General features: G+C 69.5%; 17 protein-coding genes. 10 read left to right on the top strand and 7 right to left on the bottom strand.

The annotated features are described in order from the left end of the window. Positions 1-163: 163 nt before the first annotated feature. The 4 genes from VB080_RS05300 to VB080_RS05285 form a co-directional block, all read right to left on the bottom strand. On the bottom strand, positions 164-487 hold the full coding sequence (locus VB080_RS05300; RefSeq protein WP_323417391.1) for a type II toxin-antitoxin system RelE/ParE family toxin: 324 nt from the start codon (positions 485-487) through the stop codon (positions 164-166). A 46-nt stretch (positions 488-533) separates the two neighbouring features. Continuing rightward, on the bottom strand, positions 534-1,019 hold the full coding sequence (locus VB080_RS05295; RefSeq protein WP_323417390.1) for an HNH endonuclease signature motif containing protein: 486 nt from the start codon (positions 1,017-1,019) through the stop codon (positions 534-536). 207 nt (positions 1,020-1,226) lie between these two features. Continuing rightward, entirely contained in the window at positions 1,227-1,628 is a 402-nt protein-coding gene (locus tag VB080_RS05290; protein WP_323417389.1) for a (deoxy)nucleoside triphosphate pyrophosphohydrolase, read from the bottom strand. Continuing rightward, positions 1,628-1,909, bottom strand: a complete 282-nt coding sequence (locus VB080_RS05285; RefSeq protein WP_323417388.1) for a DUF2316 family protein — start codon at positions 1,907-1,909, stop codon at positions 1,628-1,630. The genes VB080_RS05290 and VB080_RS05285 overlap by 1 nt, the downstream gene beginning before the upstream one ends. A gap of 208 nt (positions 1,910-2,117) precedes the next feature. On the opposite strand from VB080_RS05285, the gene VB080_RS05280 reads away from it, so the two are divergent. After that, entirely contained in the window at positions 2,118-2,756 is a 639-nt protein-coding gene (locus VB080_RS05280) for an SIS domain-containing protein (protein ID WP_323417387.1), read from the top strand. A gap of 7 nt (positions 2,757-2,763) precedes the next feature. On the opposite strand, the gene VB080_RS05275 is transcribed toward VB080_RS05280, so the two are convergent. Continuing rightward, positions 2,764-3,714: a sugar-binding transcriptional regulator gene (locus VB080_RS05275; RefSeq protein ID WP_323417386.1), complete on the bottom strand. Its 951-nt coding sequence runs from the start codon at positions 3,712-3,714 to the stop codon at positions 2,764-2,766. A 258-nt stretch (positions 3,715-3,972) separates the two neighbouring features. Here VB080_RS05275 and xylB point away from each other — a divergent pair, with 258 nt between their 5' ends. The 8 genes from xylB (at position 3,973) to VB080_RS05235 (ending at position 12,899) form a co-directional block, all read left to right on the top strand. Then, entirely contained in the window at positions 3,973-5,445 is a 1,473-nt protein-coding gene (gene xylB / locus VB080_RS05270) for a xylulokinase (RefSeq protein ID WP_323417385.1), read from the top strand. Beyond that, positions 5,430-6,482 carry an ABC transporter permease gene (locus VB080_RS05265; protein ID WP_323417384.1) on the top strand — a complete coding sequence of 351 codons (1,053 nt, stop codon included), beginning with the start codon at positions 5,430-5,432 and terminating at the stop codon, positions 6,480-6,482. Before xylB ends, VB080_RS05265 begins: the two co-directional genes overlap by 16 nt. After that, complete coding sequence (locus VB080_RS05260) at positions 6,483-7,496, top strand: substrate-binding domain-containing protein (protein WP_323417383.1); 1,014 nt, start codon at positions 6,483-6,485, stop codon at positions 7,494-7,496. Between the two features lie 77 nt (positions 7,497-7,573). Continuing rightward, on the top strand, positions 7,574-9,085 hold the full coding sequence (locus tag VB080_RS05255) for a sugar ABC transporter ATP-binding protein (RefSeq protein ID WP_323417382.1): 1,512 nt from the start codon (positions 7,574-7,576) through the stop codon (positions 9,083-9,085). Beyond that, the gene (locus tag VB080_RS05250; RefSeq protein WP_323417381.1) at positions 9,082-9,747 is read left to right on the top strand and encodes a hypothetical protein; all 666 of its coding nucleotides are present in this window, start codon (positions 9,082-9,084) and stop codon (positions 9,745-9,747) included. The genes VB080_RS05255 and VB080_RS05250 overlap by 4 nt, the downstream gene beginning before the upstream one ends. Further along, a complete protein-coding gene (gene hxlA / locus VB080_RS05245; RefSeq protein ID WP_323417380.1) occupies positions 9,744-10,388 on the top strand; it encodes a 3-hexulose-6-phosphate synthase in 645 nt (214 codons plus the stop codon). Before VB080_RS05250 ends, hxlA begins: the two co-directional genes overlap by 4 nt. Positions 10,389-10,774: 386 nt before the next feature. Beyond that, entirely contained in the window at positions 10,775-11,539 is a 765-nt protein-coding gene (locus tag VB080_RS05240) for a uracil-DNA glycosylase (RefSeq protein ID WP_323417379.1), read from the top strand. A gap of 244 nt (positions 11,540-11,783) precedes the next feature. Then, positions 11,784-12,899, top strand: a complete 1,116-nt coding sequence (locus VB080_RS05235; RefSeq protein ID WP_323417378.1) for a ScyD/ScyE family protein — start codon at positions 11,784-11,786, stop codon at positions 12,897-12,899. 337 nt (positions 12,900-13,236) lie between these two features. Here the strand turns inward: VB080_RS05235 and VB080_RS05230 are convergent, their stop codons facing one another. Beyond that, on the bottom strand, positions 13,237-14,205 hold the full coding sequence (locus VB080_RS05230) for an NAD(P)-dependent oxidoreductase (protein ID WP_323417377.1): 969 nt from the start codon (positions 14,203-14,205) through the stop codon (positions 13,237-13,239). A 259-nt stretch (positions 14,206-14,464) separates the two neighbouring features. On the opposite strand from VB080_RS05230, the gene VB080_RS05225 reads away from it, so the two are divergent. Further along, positions 14,465-20,086 (top strand): carboxyl transferase domain-containing protein, encoded by a 5,622-nt coding sequence (locus tag VB080_RS05225; protein WP_323417376.1) that lies wholly within the window; start codon positions 14,465-14,467, stop codon positions 20,084-20,086. Here the strand turns inward: VB080_RS05225 and VB080_RS05220 are convergent. After that, positions 20,083-21,405 (bottom strand): ROK family protein, encoded by a 1,323-nt coding sequence (locus tag VB080_RS05220; RefSeq protein ID WP_323417375.1) that lies wholly within the window; start codon positions 21,403-21,405, stop codon positions 20,083-20,085. The genes VB080_RS05225 and VB080_RS05220 overlap by 4 nt on opposite strands. Positions 21,406-21,531 lie beyond the last annotated feature (126 nt).

Raw genomic sequence — 21,531 nt, 5'->3', positions numbered from 1 at the left:
GCAGCCAGCTCACGCTGGCTCAGGCCGGCCCCGGTGCGAAGGTCGTAGATCAGCTGCCCGAGGGCGAGATCCTGCTGAATCTCCGCACGTCGTTCGTCGGTGACGGGCGTGCGCGTCCGTTTCGCATCGTCCCAGCGGGAGTAGTTGCTCATGCCGTCCTCCATTACGGGTACTTGATTGCGCATTCTTCGGCGGCCCGTCGTGCGCGAGTGACCTCGTTGCGCTCGTTGTTGCGTTGTTTGCGGAACGTGGTCAGCAGGATGATCCGGCCGTCCTTGGTGAATCGGTAGGTGATCCGCCTGGCCGTGTGGCCGAGGGCGAAACGCAGCTCGAACAGTCCTTCGCCGAGGCTTCGAGAGAACGGCATCCGAGCAGTCGAACCCAACTCTGCCAAGCGGTCGACGACGACAACGACCCGTTCCCACTCGTCCTGGGCGAGGGTGTCCAGCCAGGCTTTGATCTCGTCGTGCAGTTCGATCTCAGCCATGAATCATGATCGCATTCTCGACATGATCGCACAAGAGCGATCATCCTCAAACGGGCGGAGCCTTGGTGCGTGCCCGAACCTCGTGAGCCGTCATTGATGCGGTGACCCGGACGTCGGCGCCTTCGGGGAAGTAGGAGCGGCGGCGGCGTTCAAGCGTCAGCACGTACCACCACGGCGGGTTCATCGCACCCTTGTTGCGGTTGTGGCCGCGGCACAGCGCCTGTCCGTTGCTGACGATCGTGGGCCCGCCACGCGACCACGGGTAGATGTGGTCGGCTTCGACGGCGGGCTCGTTGCAGCGTCCCCAGGCCAGGAACACCGCGCCCTCACAGCGGTGGCCGGCGCGCTCCATCACGATGCGCCGGGACTCGTACTTGAAACCGCGCCAGGGATCCTGGCCCTGGGACCGGTGGGGGCCTCGTCCCGGGAGGGGGCAGCGGAGCACGAGAAGGAAGGCGGCGATCGCTGCGAAGGGCGGGAGGACGGGCGCGAGGCCAGTGAGGGTCGATGCGAGGAGCGCTCCCCAGTCCATGTGGTCGCCTCCTCGCGCCGGTGTTCGTACGGTAGCGGCTGAGGCGGGTTGGTGGAGGCGAAACGGTCTGGATCCGCAGGGTTGGTCGGTGAGATTCCTGCCTGCGCGGGATGTCGAGTGGGAGCGGACTTGCCGGCCGTGAGACCGGTGGGCGTCGCCCGACCGCGCGGGGGTGCCAGTGGAAAGTCCGGACGGGGTGGAGCGCGGCTATGGGGCGAGGTCGCGCTGCACCTGCTCGACGGCGGGCAGGTCGGCGGGGGCCCAGTGCAGGGTGTGCAGGTCCTCGGGGGCGAGCCAGGTGCTGGCGGTGTGCTCGGAGAGGGTAGGCGTGCCGGAGCGCAGGGTGCAGTAGTAGGTGGTGAGGGTCACCTCGGCGACGTCGTACTGGTGGGTGGTGGTGACCACCGGCGAGCCCACGTCCACCACGCAGTCGAGTTCCTCGAAGATCTCGCGGGTGAGGGCTTCCTCGGGGGATTCGTCCGGCTCGACCTTGCCGCCGGGGAACTCCCAGCGGCCGGCCAAGGGGCCGGTCCCGCGTTTGGTGCAGAGCACGCGTCCACCGTCCACGATGACGGCGCCGACCACGGTGAGCTTCCTTCGGGCCGCCATCAGTCGATGCCGAACCAGCCCCGGGCGGCCGCGCGGGCCGACTCGGTGAGGACGGTGAACGCCACCGGCGTCCGCCCGGCGTCACAGGCGGCCTGCTCCAGCAGATCGCGGAGCTGCCAGGCGTCCACGGGGTCGGCGTGGTCGAGGTCGAGGGTGGCGGCGACGCGTTGCGGGCTCCAGCCGGTGAGCTGCTGGAGTTGGGTCTGGTCGAGGCCGGCCAGGTCGAGGTTGGCCCGAAGCTCCCGGGCGGTCGTGAGGCGCTGCTCGCCGTTCAGTGACATGGCTCCATTGTGGCGCGGCGCTGCTCCCGACGTAATCCGCTCATCTGAGCACCCATGAGGCGCTTTCGTGCGCATCGCGGCAGGATCGACAGCAAACGTCGACGAGCTCCTCAGCCCGAGGCTCGACACCGGGTGGGACGGGCGCCAGACCCGTCCCACCCGGCTCGACGGCGTCGCCCCGAACACCCGACTACCCGGAGGAGAACCAATGATCGATCAGCAGATCCTGGACGCCATGCGCGAGCGCATCGAACTGGAGGCGGACGGGGTGCGCAAGGTCGTCGAGGTCTTCGACGACACCACGGCGGTGATCCTCGACGCCCTGCTGCACTGCACCGGCAAGGTGTTCGTCACCGGCTCGGGCACCTCCGGCAGCATCGCCCGGCGGATGGCGCACCTGTTCTCGGTCAGCGGCACCCCCTCGCTGTTCCTGCAGCCCTCGGACGCGTTGCACGGCACGATGGGCGCGCTGCGCAGCGGCGACCTGCTGATCGCGATCTCGAAGGGTGGCGGCTCCGACGAGATCAACAACCTGGCCCACCGCGCCCAGGAGCGCGGCGTCCGGGTGATCGCGCTGACCAGCAACCGGTCCTCCGAGCTCGCGCAGTTGGCCGACCACGTCCAGTACTTCGAGGTGGCCGACGACGTCGACCCCGGCAATGTGATCGCGATGGGCTCCACCCTCATGCATGCGATCTGGGGCGACTGCCTGGCCGTGGTGCTGATGCGGATGCGCGGCTACCGCTGGGCCGAGGTGCTGTTCACCCATCCGCTGGGTGCGGTCGGCAAGCGGGAGGGCCTGCCCGATGAACTCGACAGCCTGCCGGCGCCGACGAACGACCAGTGAGGCGTCGCTAGCCCTGTTGCTCCAGGTCGAGCAACGCCCGGGCCAGCGAACTGTCGGTGACCAGCGTGGTGCACAGCTTCGCGCGTATCGCCGCTCGCACCGCCCGCGCCTTGTGCGCCCCACCCGCGGCGACCACAACCTCGCGGGTGCGGCGCAACTGGGCAGCGTGGATAGCAATCGACCGCGGCTGCAGATCCTCCACTATCGACCCGTCGTCCCGCAGCAGGGTGGCGCAGACGTCGCCGATGATCCCTTCGCTGAGGAACCGGTCGCGCACCTCGGGGGAGAGGGCGCGCAGCAGTTGTGAGTCGGGCGGTGACCAGCTGCCGATCGCGGCCGCGGCAATGGTGATCGACTCGAACCGCTGGATCACCGCCGAGATCGCGGCCTGCCGGCGCAGCGCCGAGGCGGACTGCTCGTCCTCCAGCAGCAGTGGGACGTAGAGCGGGTAGGCCCGTCCGCCCCCCACCGAAGTGAGCCGTCGGACCAGCTCCAGTGAGTTCTCGTGCACCGTCCCGATCGCGCCGACCATCTGGATCACCGGGCAGCGGGCGAGTTCGGTCATCTCCTCCGACATCGCGCTGAGGGTGCGGCCCCAGGCGACCCCGAGGACATCGTCGTCGGTGACCAACTCGGCCAGCAGAGCGGCGGCGGCCTTCCCCACCGAACGACGGACGGCCGGCAGTTCGTCGTGCTCGCCGCCGATCGTGACGATCACCCGCCGCAACCCGAACTGTTGCCGCACCGCCTCGGACAGTTCGGCGTCGAACATCCCCGGAACGTCGATGGTGAAGGTGACGATGGACTCCGCCCGCGCCAGGTCGAGCAACCGGGCGATCTGGAAGCGGGACAGGCCGAACTCCTCGGCGATCTGGGTCTTGGACTCGCCGTCGATGTAGAACCGTCGACTGATGGTCGCGGCGAGCATCAGCGTCGCCAGGCCGGGTTTACGAGCCATTGTCACCTCCGTTGGGGTTCTTCATTCGAGTAGGATAGCGCTCAATTGATCGCAATGGATTCCCTCTGAACCTAGATTGCTCAAACGAGCATTGGTGTTGATGAACGAGAGGAATCTCCCAATACTGAGTTACGGATCGCCGTGCAGCAAAGGAGCCACCATGACGACTGTCGCCATCCCGGCGGGCAGGTGCAGTCACGCCGGCACGGGCAGGCAGAACAGGCAGGCCATCAGCTCTCAACCGGCGGGGGTGTCGGCATGCCGGTAGTTGCTGGAGTCGACTCCAGCACCCAGTCGACCACCGTGGTGCTGCACGACCTGGACAGCGGCGCGCTGCTCGGGACCGGCAGCGTCCCGCATTCCCCGACCTTCCCGCCGGTCAGCGAGCAGGATCCCGCCGAGTGGTGGACGGCCCTGACCGGCGCACTGGCGACGGCCCGCGAGCAGGCCGGCGTCCGGCCCGATGACATCGTCGGGATCAGCGCGGCCGCCCAGTGCCACGGCCTGGTCGCGCTCGACGAGCACGACGCGGTGATCCGTCCGGTCAAGCTGTGGAACGACCTCACCAGTGCCGGCCAGGCCGAACGGCTGCGCGGCCGCCTCGGTGCTGCCGAGTGGGTCCGCCGGGTGGGCTCGGCACCCACCTCGTCCTTCACCGTCGCCAAGCTCGCCGCCTTCGCCGAGAACGAGCCCGCGCTCTACCGCCGGCTCCGCCATCTGCTGCTGCCACACGACTGGCTGATCCACCGACTGAGCGGACGGTATGTCTCCGACCGCTCGGGCGCCTCCGGCACCGCCTACTTCAACGCCGCCCGGATGGAGTACGACCCCGGCATCCTCGCCCTGGTCGACCCGGACCTCGACTGGCGCGCCGTGCTGCCCACCGTGCTGGCGCCCGGCGAGGCGGCCGGGACGATCCTGCCCGCGGTGGCCGACGAACTCGGGCTCTCCCGCCGGGCGATCGTCGGTGCGGGCGCCGGCGACCAGCACGCCGGAGCGGTCGGTCTGGGCGTCGTCCCCGGCGACGTCGTGCTGGTGCTGGGCACCAGCGGCGTGGTCTACAGCCTCCACCCGACGCCGGTCGTGGACGAGACCGGCGTTGTGAACTCGGTCGCGGCGGTGGCCGGCGGCTACCAGCCGCTGATCGGCATGGTGAACTGCACCAAGGTGACCGACAGCTTCGCCCGGCTGCTGGGCGTCGACCTCACCACGCTCGCCGAGCTGGCGCTGGCCGCGCCGCGGGCCGACTCCCGGCCGGTGCTGGCCGCCTACCTGGACGGGGAGCGGTTCCCCGACCGTCCGTCCGCCCGCGGCACGCTGACCGGGCTGACCAGCGCCACCAGCCGCGAGGAACTCGCGCTGGCCGCCCACGAGGGCGTGGTGTTCGGCCTGGAGCGGGCCCGTCGCCACCTGGCCTCGTTCGACATCGACCTGTCCGGCCGGACGATCGCGATCGGCGGTGGCGCCACCTCCCCGGCCTACCGGCAACTGCTGGCCGACGTCACCGGGAGGCCGATCCAGCGCTCCGCCACCCGGCAGCCGGTGGCCTCCGGTGCCGCCATCCAGGTCGCCGCCCTGGTCACCGGCCGGCCGCTCGCCGACCTCGCGCAGGCCTGGGCCGGCGCGGTCGAGGTGGTGGCCGAAGCCCGCACCCCGCTCACCGACACGATCTTCGAACGCTATCTGGGCGTCGCCAACTGGGAAGGAGCCGATTCGTGGCAGCAGAACTAGGCCCGGTGGCCACACCGCGCTCCCGGCGGCGCCGGCTGCCGGAGGAGAGCGGCATCCTGGCGGTGCTGATCGTCATCCTGATCGCGCTGTCCGTGCTCTCGGCGAACTTCCGCACCCTCGACAACTTCTCGGTGCTGCTGGTCAACGGCACCGTGATCGGCTTCCTCGCGCTGGGCCAGTGTTTCGTGCTGCTGACCGGCGGCATCGACCTGTCCACCGGGGCGAACGTCGGCATGACCGGCGTCCTGGCTGCGGTCTTCATGCGCAGCGGGCTGGACTGGACGATCGCGGCCGTGCTTGCCGTCGCGGTCGGGACGGCCCTGGGCGCGATCAACGGGGTCATCGTGCAGTATTTGAAGGTTCCGCCGTTCATCGCCACCTTCTCCACCCAGGGCGTGGCGCTGGCGATCCCGCTGATCATCACCGGCGCCAGTTCGGTGCCGGTACTGCAGAGCAACTTCGCGCTGATCGGGCAGGGCCGGCTGGCCGGCATCCCGGTTCCGGTGATCCTGCTGGTGCTCGCTGCCGTGATCGCGGCGCTCTTCCTGCGGATGACCCGCAGCGGCGTCCACATCTACGCGGTCGGCGGCAACCTCTCGGCGGCCCGGCTCTCCGGGGTGAACGTCGCCGCAACGACCATCCTGGTCTACTCGATCAGCGGGCTGTGCGCCGGGATCGGCGGCCTGATCGCCACCTCGCGGCTGATGGTCGGCTTCCCGGCCACCGGCACCGGCAATGAGTTGTTCTACTCGATCGCCGCCGCCGTGGTCGGCGGGGTGTCGCTGTTCGGCGGCGTCGGCACCGTACTCGGCGCGATGATCGGCGCCGTCCTGATCGCTTCGGTCAGCAACGGCATGAACGTGCTGAACGTGCAGAGCTACTGGCAGTCGCTGGTGATCGGACTGATCATCCTCGCCGGCGTCACTTTCGACACCCTGCGCCGCTCCACGAGCCCGGCCAAGAGACCTCTGGTGACGCCCTCGGCCCACGCCCAATCACCCACGAGTTCGGAAGTCCTCACAGAGAAGGGAAAGTAAATGAAGATCTATCGTGCGCCAGCGGTGGTTGCCTCCGCCTGCGCTGTCCTGATCGGGTTGAGCGCTTGCAGCGTCGATACTCCGGGCACCCCCTCGTCGACGGCACCCTCCAGCGGCAGCGGCCCGTCGTTGCCGGAGAGTTGCTCGGCGGAGAAGCCGGTGGTCGGCGTCGCGCTGCCCAACACCGTCAATCCCTACTACATCTCGATGCAGCAGTCCTTCGTGGACAACGGCGCCGCGCAAGGCTTCGACGTCAAGATGGCGATCGCCAATGATGACGACTCCGCCCAGCTCGGCCAGGTGCAGTCGTTCATCCAGCAGAAGGTCTGCGCTGTCGTCCTCAACGGCGTCAACTCTGGTCCCGCCGCCGCCAGCGTCGCGGCCCTGAACCAGGCAGGCATCCCGGTGTTCACGGTCAACCAGATCGTCGACCCGGACAGCCTGAAGGCGCAGAACGCCGACTTCCTCCAGTTCGTGGGCGCCAACCAGACGGCCGGCGGCACGGCGATGGGTGAGCTGGCCATCAAGGATCTCGGGACCGACACCCCGTTGGTCGTCGGCCTGGTCGGCGCGCCCGACCAGATCGCTGCCAACCAGCGCGACGACGGCTTCGTGACGGCGTTGAAGCCGGCGAAGAGCGTCGAGGTGTTGCCCACCGTGAACAGCAAGGTGGATCCGGCCGTCGCACTCCAGGTCACTTCCGAGTTGCTGCAGTCCAATCCGGCGATCAACGTGATCTTCGCCGCGACCGGTCCGAGTGCGGTGGGTGCCATCCAGGCGATCAACCAGACCGGACGGGCCGACAAGGTGAAGCTCTACGCGTTCTGCGCGGCGGAGACCAAGCTGGACGACTTCTACGTCGGCTGCGCCGCGCAGGAGCCGGCCGTCTACGCCGACACTGCGCTGAAGAACCTGAAGTCCTATCTGGCCGGCGAGAAGGTCGAGCACGAGGTACTGCTGGCACCCAAGGTGTTCACCTCGGGGCAGACCCCGGCACCGGGCGAACTGGGCTGATCCGGACTATCGCGACGACTGACGATTGGGGAAGTGTGAACGACAAAGCGAGGGCGGAGGCGCTCATCGTCGAGGGTATGACCAAGTACTACGGGTCCACCCTGGCGTTGTCGGACGCCCATCTGAGGGTCGAACGAGGCTCCGTTCTCGCTGTTGTCGGGCACAACGGCGCCGGGAAGTCGACGCTGCTGCGTTCGCTTTCCGGCGCCGAACGCCCGGACGCCGGCCGGCTGCTGATCGGCAGTGAGGAACTGCATCTCACCAGCCCGGCCGACGCCGCCGCGATGGGCATCGCCTGCGTTTACCAGGAACTCAGCCTGGTCGAGCAGTTGACCGTCTCGGAGAACCTCTTCCTGGGACGGGAGCAGACCCGCAACGGACGGCTGGCACGCCGCAGCATGAACCGGCTGGCACGCAGCATCTGCGACGAGTTCGCCATCGACGCCCACCCGAACGACCGGGTGGGCACGTTGTCGGTCGCCCAGCGGCAGATGCTCGAGGTGGCCCGCGCCGTCCACCGCGGCAGCCGCTTCCTGCTGCTGGACGAGCCGACCACGGCGCTCGAACTCGGTCAGGTGGACCGGTTGCTGGTCACCCTCCGGCGGCTCGCGGCCGACGGGCTCGGCATCGTCTTCGTCAACCACAAGCTGAACGAGGTGTTCGCGGTGGCCGATCAGGTGGTCGGCCTGGCTGATGGCCGGGTGGTGCTGTCCGGCCCCACCTCCGAGATCGACCGGGCTGCGGTGGTCCGCGCCGTGGTCGGGGAGCGCGCCGCCGCCGACCACCGCGGCCCAGCGGTGGTCGCACCGGTGGAAGGAGCAAACCAGCCACCCTCCGAGCGTCCGGTGGTCTTCCGTGCCGAGGAGGTGGGTGGCCCCGTTCTGGCCAACGTTTCTCTCACTGTCCACGCCGGTGAGATCGTGGGAATCTACGGCCTGGTTGGTTCCAGTCGCAGCCGCTTCCTGCGCACTGTCTACGGCATGGAGCCGCTCACCCGCGGCACGATGACCCTCGACGGCCGGCCCTATCACCCGGCAACGCCCCTCCAGGCGGTGAGAAGCGGCGTGGCCTACCTGCCTGAGGAGCGCAAGCTCGACGGCATCATTCCTCAGCTGGATACGCACAGTAATGCGGCGCTGCCGGTCCTGAGGCGCTTTGTCCGACTCGGTGTGCTGCGCTGGCGGACATTACGCGCCCAGACCTCCGTCGAACTCGCCAAGGTGGCGGTGCGCGGCAACCTCGAGTCCCCGCTCAGTTCGCTGTCCGGCGGTAACCAGCAAAAGGTGCTGTTCGCCCGGGCGACCCTGCAGCGACCCACGCTGCTGCTGCTCGACGAGCCGACCAAGGGTGTGGACATCGGTGCGAAGACCGAGATCTACCAGATCATCCGGCAGTTGGCGCGCGAGCAGCAGGTGGCGATCATCATCGTCAGCACCGAGGTGGAGGAGGTGCTGGCCGTCGCCGACAGCGTCGCGGTGTTTCGGGGCGGCTGGTGCGACGGCAGCGTCCGGCCCGCCGGGAGCCTGGGCGCGGCGGAGTTGCGCGAGCTGGCCTGGTCCGACGCCCTCGAGAATGCCGAGCGACCTTGATCCGGCAACGCGTTCTCGACAAGGCTGAGTTCAACCGACTGGATCTCTCTGGCAGCATCCTCGATCTGCCGGTGGAGGACGCCCTGGCCATGTGCGATGCCCTGGTCGCCCATGGTGGACGTGTTCACATCGACGTCATCGACGAGACCTATCCACGGCGGATCGGTGTGGTGGACGAGGTCGTCCGGCGCATTCCCCGGCGACTGTGGGACGCGGTCGAACTCCATCTCATGGTCGGGCCGGACCAGCCGCTGGACTACCCGCGGTTCGGCAGGGTCGTGGCTCACCTGCGCGATCCGCGTGATCCCGGCCTGGCCGAGCGCCTGCCGCTGGCGGGGGAGCGGTGGATCTCCCTCGAGCCGCAGCTGTGGCAACCGGAGGACGTCCGGACGGTGGTCGAAACCGTCCGACCGGACGGAATCCTGATCATGCTCACTCCGCCGGCTGACGCGCCGACCGCCGCCAACCTGGACCGCCTGCTGCTGCCGAGCGCCGTCGAGGCACGCTCGCTGCGGCCGATCGGTGTGGACGGCGGCGCCCGTCCCGAGCACTTCGCCCACCTGGCCGAGCTGGGCGTCAGCTCGGTGGTCGTCGGGCGGGCACTGTTCCAGACCACGAAAGCGCGCGCCACCGGCGCCGAACAGGGAGGTACATCACCATGAAGCTGCAGGTGGCAATCGATCTGCTGGACCGGGAGTCCGCGCTGCGGCTGGCCGGCGAGGTCCGGCCGTACGCCGACATCATCGAGATCGGCACTCCGCTGATCAAGAGCGAGGGGCTCGACGTGGTGCGAGCGGTCAAGAGCGCCTTCCCGGAGATCCCGGTCCTGGCTGACATGAAGACCGCCGATACCGGTGAACTGGAGGCCCGGCTCGCGCTGGACGCCGGTGCCGACCTGATCGGCGTGCTGGGCACTGCTGGCAATGCCACCATCCGCGGCGCCATCAAGGCCGCCCGGGAGCGCAACAAGACGGTCGTGGTGGACCTGATCAGCGTCCCGGACAAGATCTCCCGGGCACGCGAGGTGATCGGCTTCGGAGCCGACCTGGTCGAGTTCCACTCCAGCGCGGACGAGCGCGACAGCCCGGAGTTCGACTTCGCCGGCCTGCTCGACGAGGCGGTCCGCTCCGGCGTCCGGTTCTCCTTCGCCAGCGGCGTGGACCGGTCGACGGTCGCAGCCGTGCAGGCGGCGGGTGCCGAGATCGCTGTGATCGGCGGTGCCATCTACCAGTCCACCGATCCCGCGGCGACCATCCGGGAACTGCGAAGCCTGGCCGGCCTGAGCGAGTACCGCACAGCCTGATCGATCCCGATCGAGGATCGCGCCGCCGCACCCGCCACCGGCCGTGCTGAGGACAGGACACCCATGGGCCGGTCAGCTCACCGCGGACCAGTTCGGCCGGGCGGTGGGTACCAGCTGACCCGAACAGAAGATCGACGCGGCCTGTTCCGCAGGCAGAAGCTCGCCAGGAGAAAACCCCTCATCACACCTGGCGAGCCCGCCGTCCTACGCCGTGCCATCGGCCTACCGCACCCCCCTGCAGCTGCCGACGTCATCGGTTCGACCAGCAGAACCTTCCCCGCGAACGCCGTATTCCCGGGTTCGGCAATGAATTTTCGCGGCAGGTGAAAGTGCTTGTCAGGCCCGCTATCGGGTGGGCGTGGGGGGCGGGTGCGTAGATTGGACCTGTGGCAGTGAGCAGGGACGGCGTCGACCAGGCGGAGACACTCTCCTACCCGGCCACCGCTGCCGCTGCGGCTGTCAGCCTCGACCAGCTCGACACCCGGCTGACCGACTGCCACGCCTGCCCGAGGCTGGTGGCCTGGCGTGAGCAGGTAGCGGCCGAGAAGCGTGCCGCCTTCCGCGACCAGGAGTACTGGGGGCGTCCGGTGCCCGGCTTCGGCGATCCGGCGGCCCGGATCGTGATCGTCGGATTGGCGCCGGCAGCCCACGGCGCCAACCGCACCGGCCGGATGTTCACCGGCGACCGCTCGGGCGATTTCCTCTACGCCAGCCTGCACCGGGTAGGGCTGGCGAACCAGCCGACCTCGGTATCGGCGGACGACGGGCTCGAGCTGCGCGGCGTCCGGGTGACCGCGCCGGTCCGGTGCGCCCCGCCGGCCAACCAGCCGACCCCGGCCGAGCGGCAGCGCTGCGCGCCCTGGCTGGCGCGTGAACTGCAGCTGCTCGGGCCGTCCGTCCGGGTGCTCATCACCCTGGGCGGCTTCGGCTGGCAGTCGCTGCTGGGCACCCTCGGTGGGCTGGGCTGGCAGGTGCCGCGCCCGCGTCCGGTCTTCGGCCACGGCGCGGAGGCGACCCTGCTCGACCCGGACGGACGGGAGGTCGCCCTGCTGGGCTGCTTCCACGTCTCGCAGCAGAACACCTTCACCGGGCGGCTCACGCCCCCGATGCTGGACGATGTGCTCGGCCGCGCCGTCCAGCTGGCCGGCTGAAGGCCGGCGCTCCGTCTCGACTTCCCGCCCGGCGGGACGGGTGGTGCCCGGACGTGGCCACCTCCGATTCGGTGCGGTTGGCCGGAGCAGGCCAAAACACCTACTCAGTGTTGAGTATTTCCACTCCCGGCCGGTGCGAGGATCATGGCGTGCGGGCCTGAACAGACCCAGCGCACACCAAGGGCGCGCCGGCCTCGGCGCACGCTCACGTTTCCTCCCCCTCACCATCGATCCAGGGAGATTCATGCGCACAACGCTTGTTCGCATCGGCGTGGCTGCAGCCAGCGCCGCGCTGCTGGTCACCTCGGCGGCCACCGCCACCACGGCGTCCGCCTCGGGCAGCAAACCGCACAAACCCGTGGTCAAGTCGAACGCGGTCGGCGCCCCGTTCAACCTCGACGTCTTCCACGGCAAGATCTATGTCGCCGATGGCTTCAGCAACACCGTCGGCGTCCTGCAGAGCAACGGCTCGATCAAGACCGTCATCGCCAAGGCCACCGGAACGTCCGGTATCGCCCACTCGAAGAACGGCCGCTACCGCGCCTACACCTACACCGTCGGCGGCGAGGAGGCGATCACCGCCAGCGGGCTGAAGATCCGCGGGCCGCTCGGTAAGCGGGTCACGGCCGACACGCTGGCCTATGAGAAGGCCAAGAACCCAGACCAGAAGCTCACCTACGGCCCGCAGTCCACCGATGCCTGTGTGGTCGGGGCGCTCGGACCGGCCTACACCGGGCTGGTCGACTCGCATGCCTACTCGGTGGCCGCCTACCGTGATGGCTGGGTGGTCGCGGACGCCGGCGCGAATGCGCTGTTCACGGTTGACAACCGCGGGAAGGTGAAGACCCTCGCGGTGCTGCCTGCCCACCCGTACCGGATCACCGCCGAAGCAGCAGCCGAGCTCGGCCTGCCGGACTGCACGATCGGAGTGACCTACCGTTTCGAGGCGGTGCCAACTGATGTCGAGGTCGGCAAGGACGGCTTCCTGTACGTCACCACCCTGCCGGGCGGGCCGGAGAGCCTCGCGCTCGGCGCCCGCGGCAAGCTCTTCCGGGTGAACCCGCGCAGCGGCGCGATCAAGGAGATCGCCCACGGCTTCTCCGGGGCGACCAATCTCGCGATCGCCAAGGACGGCACGATCTACGTAGCGGAGTACTTCGCCGGCGCGATCTCGGCGGTCCGCAAGGGGAAGGTGAAGAAGTACCTGAGCCTGCACAACGTGGTCGCCGTCGAGTGGGACGGCAAGGCGCTGTGGGCCGGAACCACGGTCAACCTCGACCCGTCGCAGCCGGCGGTACCGGGGACGATCGTGAAGATCGTCAACGGCAAGGCATCGCACCACACCAAGGTCAAACACTAGAGCGTGTCTGCCTGTCCCTGGCCGTCGCGAGCGGGGTTCCGCGGGGTGGCTCGCCAGGCACAGGAGGGAGGCGATGTGGTGCATCGTCGACCGACGACAACGCTGCGAGACGCCCGTGGGGCGCCGCGCAGCAGGCCACCGTGGGGGATAGGGAGACACGCTCCACAGCGGGGGGACGGTGTGACGGTGGCCCGGGGTGGGAATCCGCCCCGGGCCATCTGTGTGCCGGTGTCCGGCGGCACAGGGTCCGGCCTTGGGCGACGATCCTGCGGGACAGCCCAGGGGCGACCGTCCGGTCTGGCCGTGGTGCGCCAGCGGCGGACGGCCTGACGACCGACTACAGCAGGGGCGTGGCGACCTCCAGCCGGCCGTGGTCGACCAGCCAGCGGACGGCCTCCAGGATCGCGTCCTCGGGCTCGTAGCGCGGGGCGTAGCCGAGCAGCCTGCGGGCCTTGTCGATGCTGACGTACTGGTTGCGATAGAGGTGGTCCCAGCTGCACTGGTAGGCCTCGGCGCTGGTGGAACGGCGGAACTCGTCCCAGGTGACCGGTCGCAGGGCGGCGGCCTGCCCGAACCAGGACGCCGCGAGCTGGGCGTAGCCTCGCACGTTCAGCGCCGAGGGCGCCGCGATGCTGAAGTCCTCACCGGCAGCGGCCTGTGGACGGGCGAGGGCACGTTCGAAGGCCTGCGCGACATCGTCGGCATGGACGTGGTGCAGGAACTCCGTCCCGAGGCCGGGAACCTCCAGCGGTTCGCCGGCCGACAACCTCCACCACACCGAGGGGTCGAGGTTGCCGAGCGGGCCGATCGGATGCCAGCCCGGCCCGGAGATGTGACCCGGGTGGAGCGACGTGGTGGGTAGCCCGCCGGCGGCGGTCTCCTGCTTCAGCATCCGCGCGATGGCGTCCTTGCCGATGCCGTACTCGCCGAGCGGGGGAGTGCCGCCGTCCTCGTGGATCGGTACCTTCTGGCTCGGCCCGTGCCGCCAGATCGAGCCGCAGTGCAGCAGCTGCCCGGTCACCCCGCGCAGCCGTTCAACCAGAGCCTTCTCGGATTCGGGGGTGAACGAGATCAGGTCGACCACGGCGTCCGGGGCAAGCGCAGCCACCCGGTCGGGGAAGGTGCCGGCGGCGTCCTCGGCGGCACGATCGGCACTGACCTGGCGCACCTCCTGCCAGGCCGGGTCGTCGACGTAGCTCGACCGCTGTCCGCGGCTGAGGTTCACCACCTCGTGACCGGCGCGAACAAGCCGGGGGACCAGGAAACTGCCGATGTGGCCGGAGCCGCCGATGACGACGATGCGCATGGTTCAGGATAGGCGTCCAACCCGGTGACCAGGAGGGCCGGGTGCCGAAGCGGGGGACGGCGGGAGGCGGCGATGCCGAATCAGCGCCGGTTTGTGGAAACCATACAAAGGTGACGGCGTGCTCTTGGGTCGCGGGGCGTGGATTCTGGTTACTTCTACCGACTGGACTGTGTCCTGTCGTCCCTGCGCAGCCAGCCGTGGGAGATTGCCTGCGGGCCTCGTCCGAGACCCGCTGTCACCTACCCCTCAGGAGGCCTGCGTGTTCCGGCGGATTGCGATCGTCAACCGGGGTGAAGCCGCGATGCGGCTGGTCCATGCCGTCCGCGACCTCAATGCCGAACGCCCGGACGCCCCTCCGATCGCCACGATCGCGCTGTACACCGACGCCGAGCGCACCGCCATGTTCGTCCGGGAGGCCGATGAGGCCTATCCGCTCGGCCCGGCCAGCGCACGTCCCTACCTCAACCACGAACTGCTGGCCCGGGTGCTGCGCGAGGCGAAGGCTGATGCGGTCTGGGTGGGCTGGGGCTTCGTCGCCGAGGACGCCGGCTTCGCCGACCTGGTCGAATCCCTCGGCATCACCTTCATCGGCCCCTCCGGCGAGGCGATGCGCAGGCTGGGCGACAAGATCGGCTCCAAGCTGATCGCCGAACAGGTGGGTGTCCCGGTGGCGCCGTGGAGCCGTGGCCCGGTCGACAGCCTGGACGAGGCACTGGCCGCCGCCGCACGGATCGGCTACCCGCTGATGCTGAAGGCCACCGCCGGCGGTGGCGGGCGCGGCATCCGGCGGCTGGACGTCCCCGGCGACCTGACCGACGCCTACCAGCGCACCCGGGAGGAGGCCGAGCGGGCCTTCGGCTCCGGGGTGGTCTTCCTGGAGAAGCTGGTCACCGGCGCCCGGCACGTCGAGGTGCAGGTGATCGCCGACGGCCAGGGGACGGCCTGGGCGCTCGGCGTCCGGGACTGCTCGGTGCAGCGCCGCAACCAGAAGGTGATCGAGGAGTCCGCATCCCCGCTGCTGGATGCGGAACAAACCGCCGAACTCAGGGCCGCCGCCGAGCGGCTGGCGTTGGCAGTCGACTACCGCGGGGCGGGAACGGTGGAGTTCCTCTACCACCCCGGTGACCGGCTCTTCGCCTTCCTTGAGGTCAACACCCGGCTGCAGGTCGAGCACCCGATCACCGAGGTGACCAACGACTTCGACCTGGTCAAGGCCCAGTTGCACGTCGCGGCCGGTGGCCGGCTGACCGACCGTCCGATCGAACAGGGTCACGCCGTGGAGGCCCGGCTGAACGCCGAGGACCCCGACCGCGACTTCGCTCCCGCCCCAGGGCTGATCACCCGGCTCGACCTGCCGGTCGGCCCGGGCATCCGGGTGGACACCGGTGTTGCCGAGGGGGACGCGATCCCGGCCGACTTCGACTCCATGATCGCCAAGATCATCGCCTCCGGACGCAGCCGTGAGGAGGCGCTGGGCCGGTTGCGCCGCGCCATGGCCGAGACCACGGTGATCATCGACGGCGGCACCACCAACAAGAGCTTCGTGCTCGAACTGCTGAACCGCCCCGAGGTGATCGACGGTTCGGCCGATACCGGGTGGATCGACCGGATCCGCGCCGCGGGCGGGCTGATCGCCGACCGGTACTGGCCGGTCGCGCTGGTGGCCGCCGCGATCGATGCCTACCAGGAGGCCGAGCAGCGCGAGATCGACCACCTGCTGCAGACTGCCCGGGGTGGCCGTCCGCAGGCCCAGCACGCCGAGGGCATGCCGGTCGACCTCAAACTGCGCGGCGTCGCCCACCGGCTGGTGGTGTTCCGTTCCGGGCCCGACCACTACCGTGTCCGGGTCGGCGAGACCACCGTGGACGTCCGACTGGAGCGGCTGGACGACGCCCACGGTCGGCTGCAGATCGGCGCCGAGCGGTTCCGGATCGTCACCGACACCCACGGGCCGGTGCACCTGATCGAGGTGAACGGCATCACCCACCGGGTCTCCCGCGACGAGGGCGGGGTGCTCCGCTCCCCGGCCCCGGCCCTGGTGGTGGCCACCCCGGTCACGGTCGGCGACGAGGTCGCCGCCGGAGTGCCGGTGGTGGTGCTGGAGTCGATGAAGATGGAGACCGCGATCGTCGCACCGTTCGCCGCCCGGGTACGGGAACTGCATGTGATGGCCGGAAGCCAGGTGGAGAGTCAGGCGCCCCTGGTGACGCTGGAGCCGATCGGGGACGGTCAGCAGGAGGCCGTGGATGCCGGCGGCGAGGTGGAACTGCCGGCAGCGTCGGTCGACCCGTCCGTCCGGGCCCGGCTGACCCGCTTGCTGGGCGAGCTCTCGGCTCATCTGATGGGCTACGACACCGATGCTGCCGCCGACACCCTGGCGGCCTACCTGGCCGCGCGGGACGAGGCCCTCGGCGAGGCAACTGGCGGCACTCCCGGTCAGACCGGTCAGGAGGAAGCCGGTGGCGGGGGAGCCTCGGTCACCTCCCACGAGGTGGTGGCGGGTGAGATCGACCTGTTCTCGCTGTACGCCGACCTGACCGAGCTGAGCCGCAACCGTCCGGCCGGCGAGCAGGACAACACCGAGTTGCGGATCCATTCCGACCGTGAGCACTTCCACGGTTACCTGCGCAGCCTGGACGCCGAACGCGCCGGCCTGCCCGGCCAGTTCGTCGACCGTCTCACCCGTGCGCTCTCCCACTACGGCGTTGACTCGCTGGATCGCGGGCCCGCGCTGGAGGAGGCCGTCTTCCGGATCTTCCTGGCGCAGCAGCGGGTGGCCGCCGACGTCCAGGTGGTGCTGGCGATCCTCGACCGCTGGATCGGCCAGCCCGCACCGGACGCCGCCCTGCGTGCCCCGGCCCGGGCCCAGCTGGAGCGGCTGGTGCGCTCCACCCAGCGTCGCTTCCCGGCGGTCAGCGATGTCGCCCGGTCGGTCCGGTTCCGCTGGTTCGACCAGCCCCAGGTGGACGCCGAGCGCGAACAGGTGCTGGCCGGTGTCGCCGGCGAGGTGGCCGACCTGGCCGCCCATCCGGACGCCCCGGACTACGCCGCCCGGATCGCCGCGCTGTCAGCCATCCCCGAGCGGCTGGTGCTCACCCTGGCCGAGCGGTTGAGCCACGGCGTCACCGCCCACGAACCGCTGCTCGAGGTGCTCACCCGCAAGCACTACGGCGACCGGCAGCTCTCCGGCGTCCGCGCGCTCGCCGTCGACGGCCGTTCGGTGGTGGTCGCCGACTACGTGCTGGACGACCGTCCCGGCCACGCCATCACCACCATCGCCACCGCCGAGGAACTCGCCCCGGACGGCCCGGTGGCCGCGGTGATCGCCGGCCAGTTGGCGGTCGGCCTCGGGGATCGCGTACCGGGCCAGGGAACCGTCCCCGGGCCCGCCGGCGGCTCGGAGCGGCTTCCCGAAGCCGTCATCGAGGTCTACGTCGCCTGGCCGGCCGCAGCGGACGGCAACCACGCCCCGCTGGAGCACGCCCAATTGGCCGCCGAACTGCAGCCCCAGCTGGCCGGCTGGCCGCTGGCCGGGGTGCGGCGGATCGTGATCGCGGTCTGCCCGGCCGGCGGGGAGGTCGACTACCTCACCTTCCGTCCCGCCCCGGACGGCGCCCTGGCCGAGGACGAGCGGATCCGCGGGGTGCATCCGATGATCTTCCGCCGACTCAACCTGTGGCGGCTACGCGAGTTCGACAGCATCCGGCTGCCGGCGCCTCGCGGCGTCCTGCTGTTCGAGTGCGTGGCCAAGTCGAATCCGGCCGACCGCAGGCTGGTCGCCATGGCCGAGGTCAACCAGTTGGCTGCCGTCCGTGACGAGCAGGGCCGGTTGCTCGGCCTGCCGCACGCCGAGCGAGCGGTCGAGAACGGCCTGGAGGCGATCCGCCGCACCCGCGCCGCGCGCGGCGCCGAGGGCAGCCGACTCGACATGAACCACGTCTGGATCTACGTCTGGCCGGACATCGACATCGACCTGCGCGACGTGATGACGCTGCGGCACAAGCTCACCCCGCTGTCGGACGGCACCGGCATCGAGGAGGTGCTGGCCGAGGGCACCTTCGTCCACGACGACCAGCCGCCGACCCGGCTGGCGATCCGGTTCCACTCCAAGCCCGGGCGGGGCGTCACCGCGTCCGTCGAACCGCCGCCCACCGAGCCGCTGCAGCCGCTGGACGACTACGCCGCCAAGGTGCTGCGGGCCCGCCGGCGCGGCCTGGTATACCCCTACGAGCTGTCGGAGACCTTGGCTGGACCGGGCGGGACGCTCACCGAGCTCGACCTCGACCCTGCGCTGGGCCCCGGCGAGCCCGACCGGCTGATCGGCGTCGAGCGTCCACCCGGACAGAACCGGGCCGGCATCATCTGCGCGCAGGTGACCACCCCCACGCCGCTGCACCCGGACGGCATCACCCGCGTCGTGCTCTCCGGCGATCCGACCCGCGGGCTGGGTGCGGTGGCCGAGCCGGAGTGCCGCCGGATCATCGCCGCCCTCGATCTGGCCGAGCAACTCGGCGTCCCGGTGGAGTGGTACACCCTCAGCTCCGGCGCCCGGATCTCGATGGATTCCGGCACCGAGAACATGGACTGGGTGGGTGCCGCGCTGCGCCGGATCGTGGAGTTCACCCAGGCCGGCGGTGAGATCAACATCGTGGTGGCCGGGATCAACGTCGGCGCCCAGCCGTACTGGAACGCCGAGGCCACCATGCTGATGCATACCCGCGGCATTCTGGTGATGACCCCGGATTCGGCCATGGTGCTCACCGGCAAGCAGTCGCTGGACTTCTCCGGCGGGGTGTCGGCCGAGGACAACTTCGGCATCGGCGGTTACGACCGGGTGATGGGGCCCAACGGCCAGGCCCAGTACTGGGCGCCCGACCTGGCCGGCGCCTTCGGTGTCCTGATGGCCCACTACGAGAACACCTGGGTCGCACCGGGCGAGAGCGGCCCGCGCCGGGCGGCGACCTCCGACCCGTTCGACCGGGATGTCTCGCCCTACCCGCACTCGGGTGAATTCGCGACCGTGGGCGAGATCTTCTCCCGTGACCACAATCCGGACCGGAAGAAGCCCTTCGACATCCGCACCGTGATCGCTGCGGTCTGCGATGCCGACCACCCGCGCACCGAACGCTGGGCCGGGATGGCGGACGCCGACACCGCAGTGGTGATTGACGCCCGGATCGGTGGCCGCTCGGTCGCCGTGCTGGGCATCGAGTCGCACCCGGTGGGACGGGTCGGCTTCCCGCCCACCGACGGTCCGGACACCTACACCGCGGGCACGCTGTTCCCGAAATCGAGCAAGAAGGCCGCCCGGGCGATCAACGCTGCCTCGGGCAACCGTCCGCTGGTGGTGCTGGCCAACCTGTCCGGCTTCGACGGTTCGCCGGAGTCGATGCGCAAGCTGCAACTGGAGTACGGCGCCGAGATTGGCCGGGCGATCGTCAACTTTGCCGGCCCGATTGTGTTCGTGGTGATCAGCCGGTACCACGGCGGCGCCTTCGTGGTGTTCAGCAAGCGGCTCAACCCGAATATGACGGTGCTGGCGATCGAGGGCTCCTTCGCCTCGGTGATCGGGGGTGCGCCGGCAGCGGCAGTGGTGTTCGCCGGGGATGTCGCCAAGCGGACGGCCGCCGACCCGCGGGTGGCGGCTCTGGAGGCACGGCTGCGGGTCGCCCGAACCGAGGCCAAGGCCGCGCTGCAACTGGAGCTGGCCGACGTCCGGGCGGCCGTCCGGGCCGAGAAGATCAGCGAGGTGGCCGCCGAGTTCGACGGCGTGCACGACATCCACCGCGCCGTCCGGGTCGGCTCAGTCGACCGGGTGGTCACGCCCGCCGAGCTGCGTCCGGCAATCATTGAGACCCTGGATGCCTGGTTTGCTGGCTAGCTGGAACGGCGCACGGTTGCTTCCACGGGTGATTGTGCCGGGCTCAGTGGCGATGTGTGGTGCTCGGGCTGGAGCAGCAGTCCTGGCCTACGAGCTTCGGGATCGCCCCCACTGTCAGTCGGCCGCCAATGCAGCGGTGTATTGAGGATAGCTCGCCGAGAGAGCCAGGCCGCGCCGACCACCACCGATTCTGTGCCGAAGTCGGATCGGATGACTGGTCGTTCCCAGTTGATCAGCATGCCGTCGGTGATGCCGCGGGCCGGCGTGTCCGGCACAATCCAGTCGAAGAGCGGGACGAGGTTCCCTGAGACGACGACTTGCTCGGGGCTGACCACTGGTCCAAGAATCGCAATAGCCCGCTGAATGTAGTGCTTCGCACTCGCAAGTGCCTGCAGGGTCTGCGGTTCGCCGCTTCTGGCCAGTTCGGCGAGTTCTTTCGCCACGTCGAGCAGGGGACGGTAGCCCTGGCCGACATTCAGTCCGGCAGCCCGCGCGATCGCTTCGACCGACGCATAGCGCCACAGACAGCCATGTTGTCCGCAGGGGCAGAGATGGCCGTTCGGCTTCACCACGATGTGGCCGAACGACCCGGCAGCGCCTTCCCACCCTCCGACTCGTGACCCATGGTCGATCACACCGCCGGCAATCCCGTCGGTACCGTGCAGCAGGGCGAGGGAGGAATAGCGCGCGCGTCCTGAGGCCCAGTACTCAGCAGTGACCGCGGCCACGCCGTCATTGACCGCCTCGAAACTGCGGATCTGGAGGTCGAAGGCGTCCGAGAACACCGTTGTGCTCACCCGGTGCCAGCCACGCGACGGGGAGTTAATGATGCCGTTGGCCACCAGGCTGGGCAGGGCGACTGTCATCGCCAGAGGTGTCTTGATGCCGCGCTGCGTGTTGAGGAGGCTGTAGAGCGCGTCTGCCGACCGTCGCCCGATCTCCTGCAGGCTGATTCGGCCGGGGGCGGCGAGCGAGACCGATCCGAGAAGCTTGCCGCTCAGTTGCTCGACGCGAATCGCGATTCCCTCGGTGTTCACGTCGATCCCGACCGCGAGGGCGACAGAGTCCCCGATGGTCAGAATGCGTTCAGGACGCCCGCGGCGGCCGGAGCCTCGAGTCGAGTGGTCGATCAGGAAGCCAAGGTCAAACAGCTGGCTGACTAGCTTGTTGATCGCACCGGGGACCAGATCGGTGTCGTCAGCCAGCTCTCCGAGAGAGGCGGCGCCTCGTCGCTGAACAGCTGCGAGCACGAGTGCCAGATTGCGCTCGCGGACATCCTGAATGTGGGCGCTGCTCGGTGCGTTCTCCCAGCCTGGCATGCCCTGAGGGTATCGAATCCGTTCAGAAAAGTTCGTAGTCAGTGTGTTGACCTGTATTGATTTCCAGTGTATACATTAATCATTCGTCCCCCTACCACCGACGCGAGGACGCGTCGGGACGAAAGG

The sequence above is a fragment of the Propionicimonas sp. genome, from assembly GCF_034927565.1.
Lineage (GTDB): Bacteria > Actinomycetota > Actinomycetes > Propionibacteriales > Propionibacteriaceae > Propionicimonas.
The sequence above is the reverse complement of the archived record's forward strand: the minus strand, read 5'-3'. Positions and strand labels throughout refer to the sequence as shown.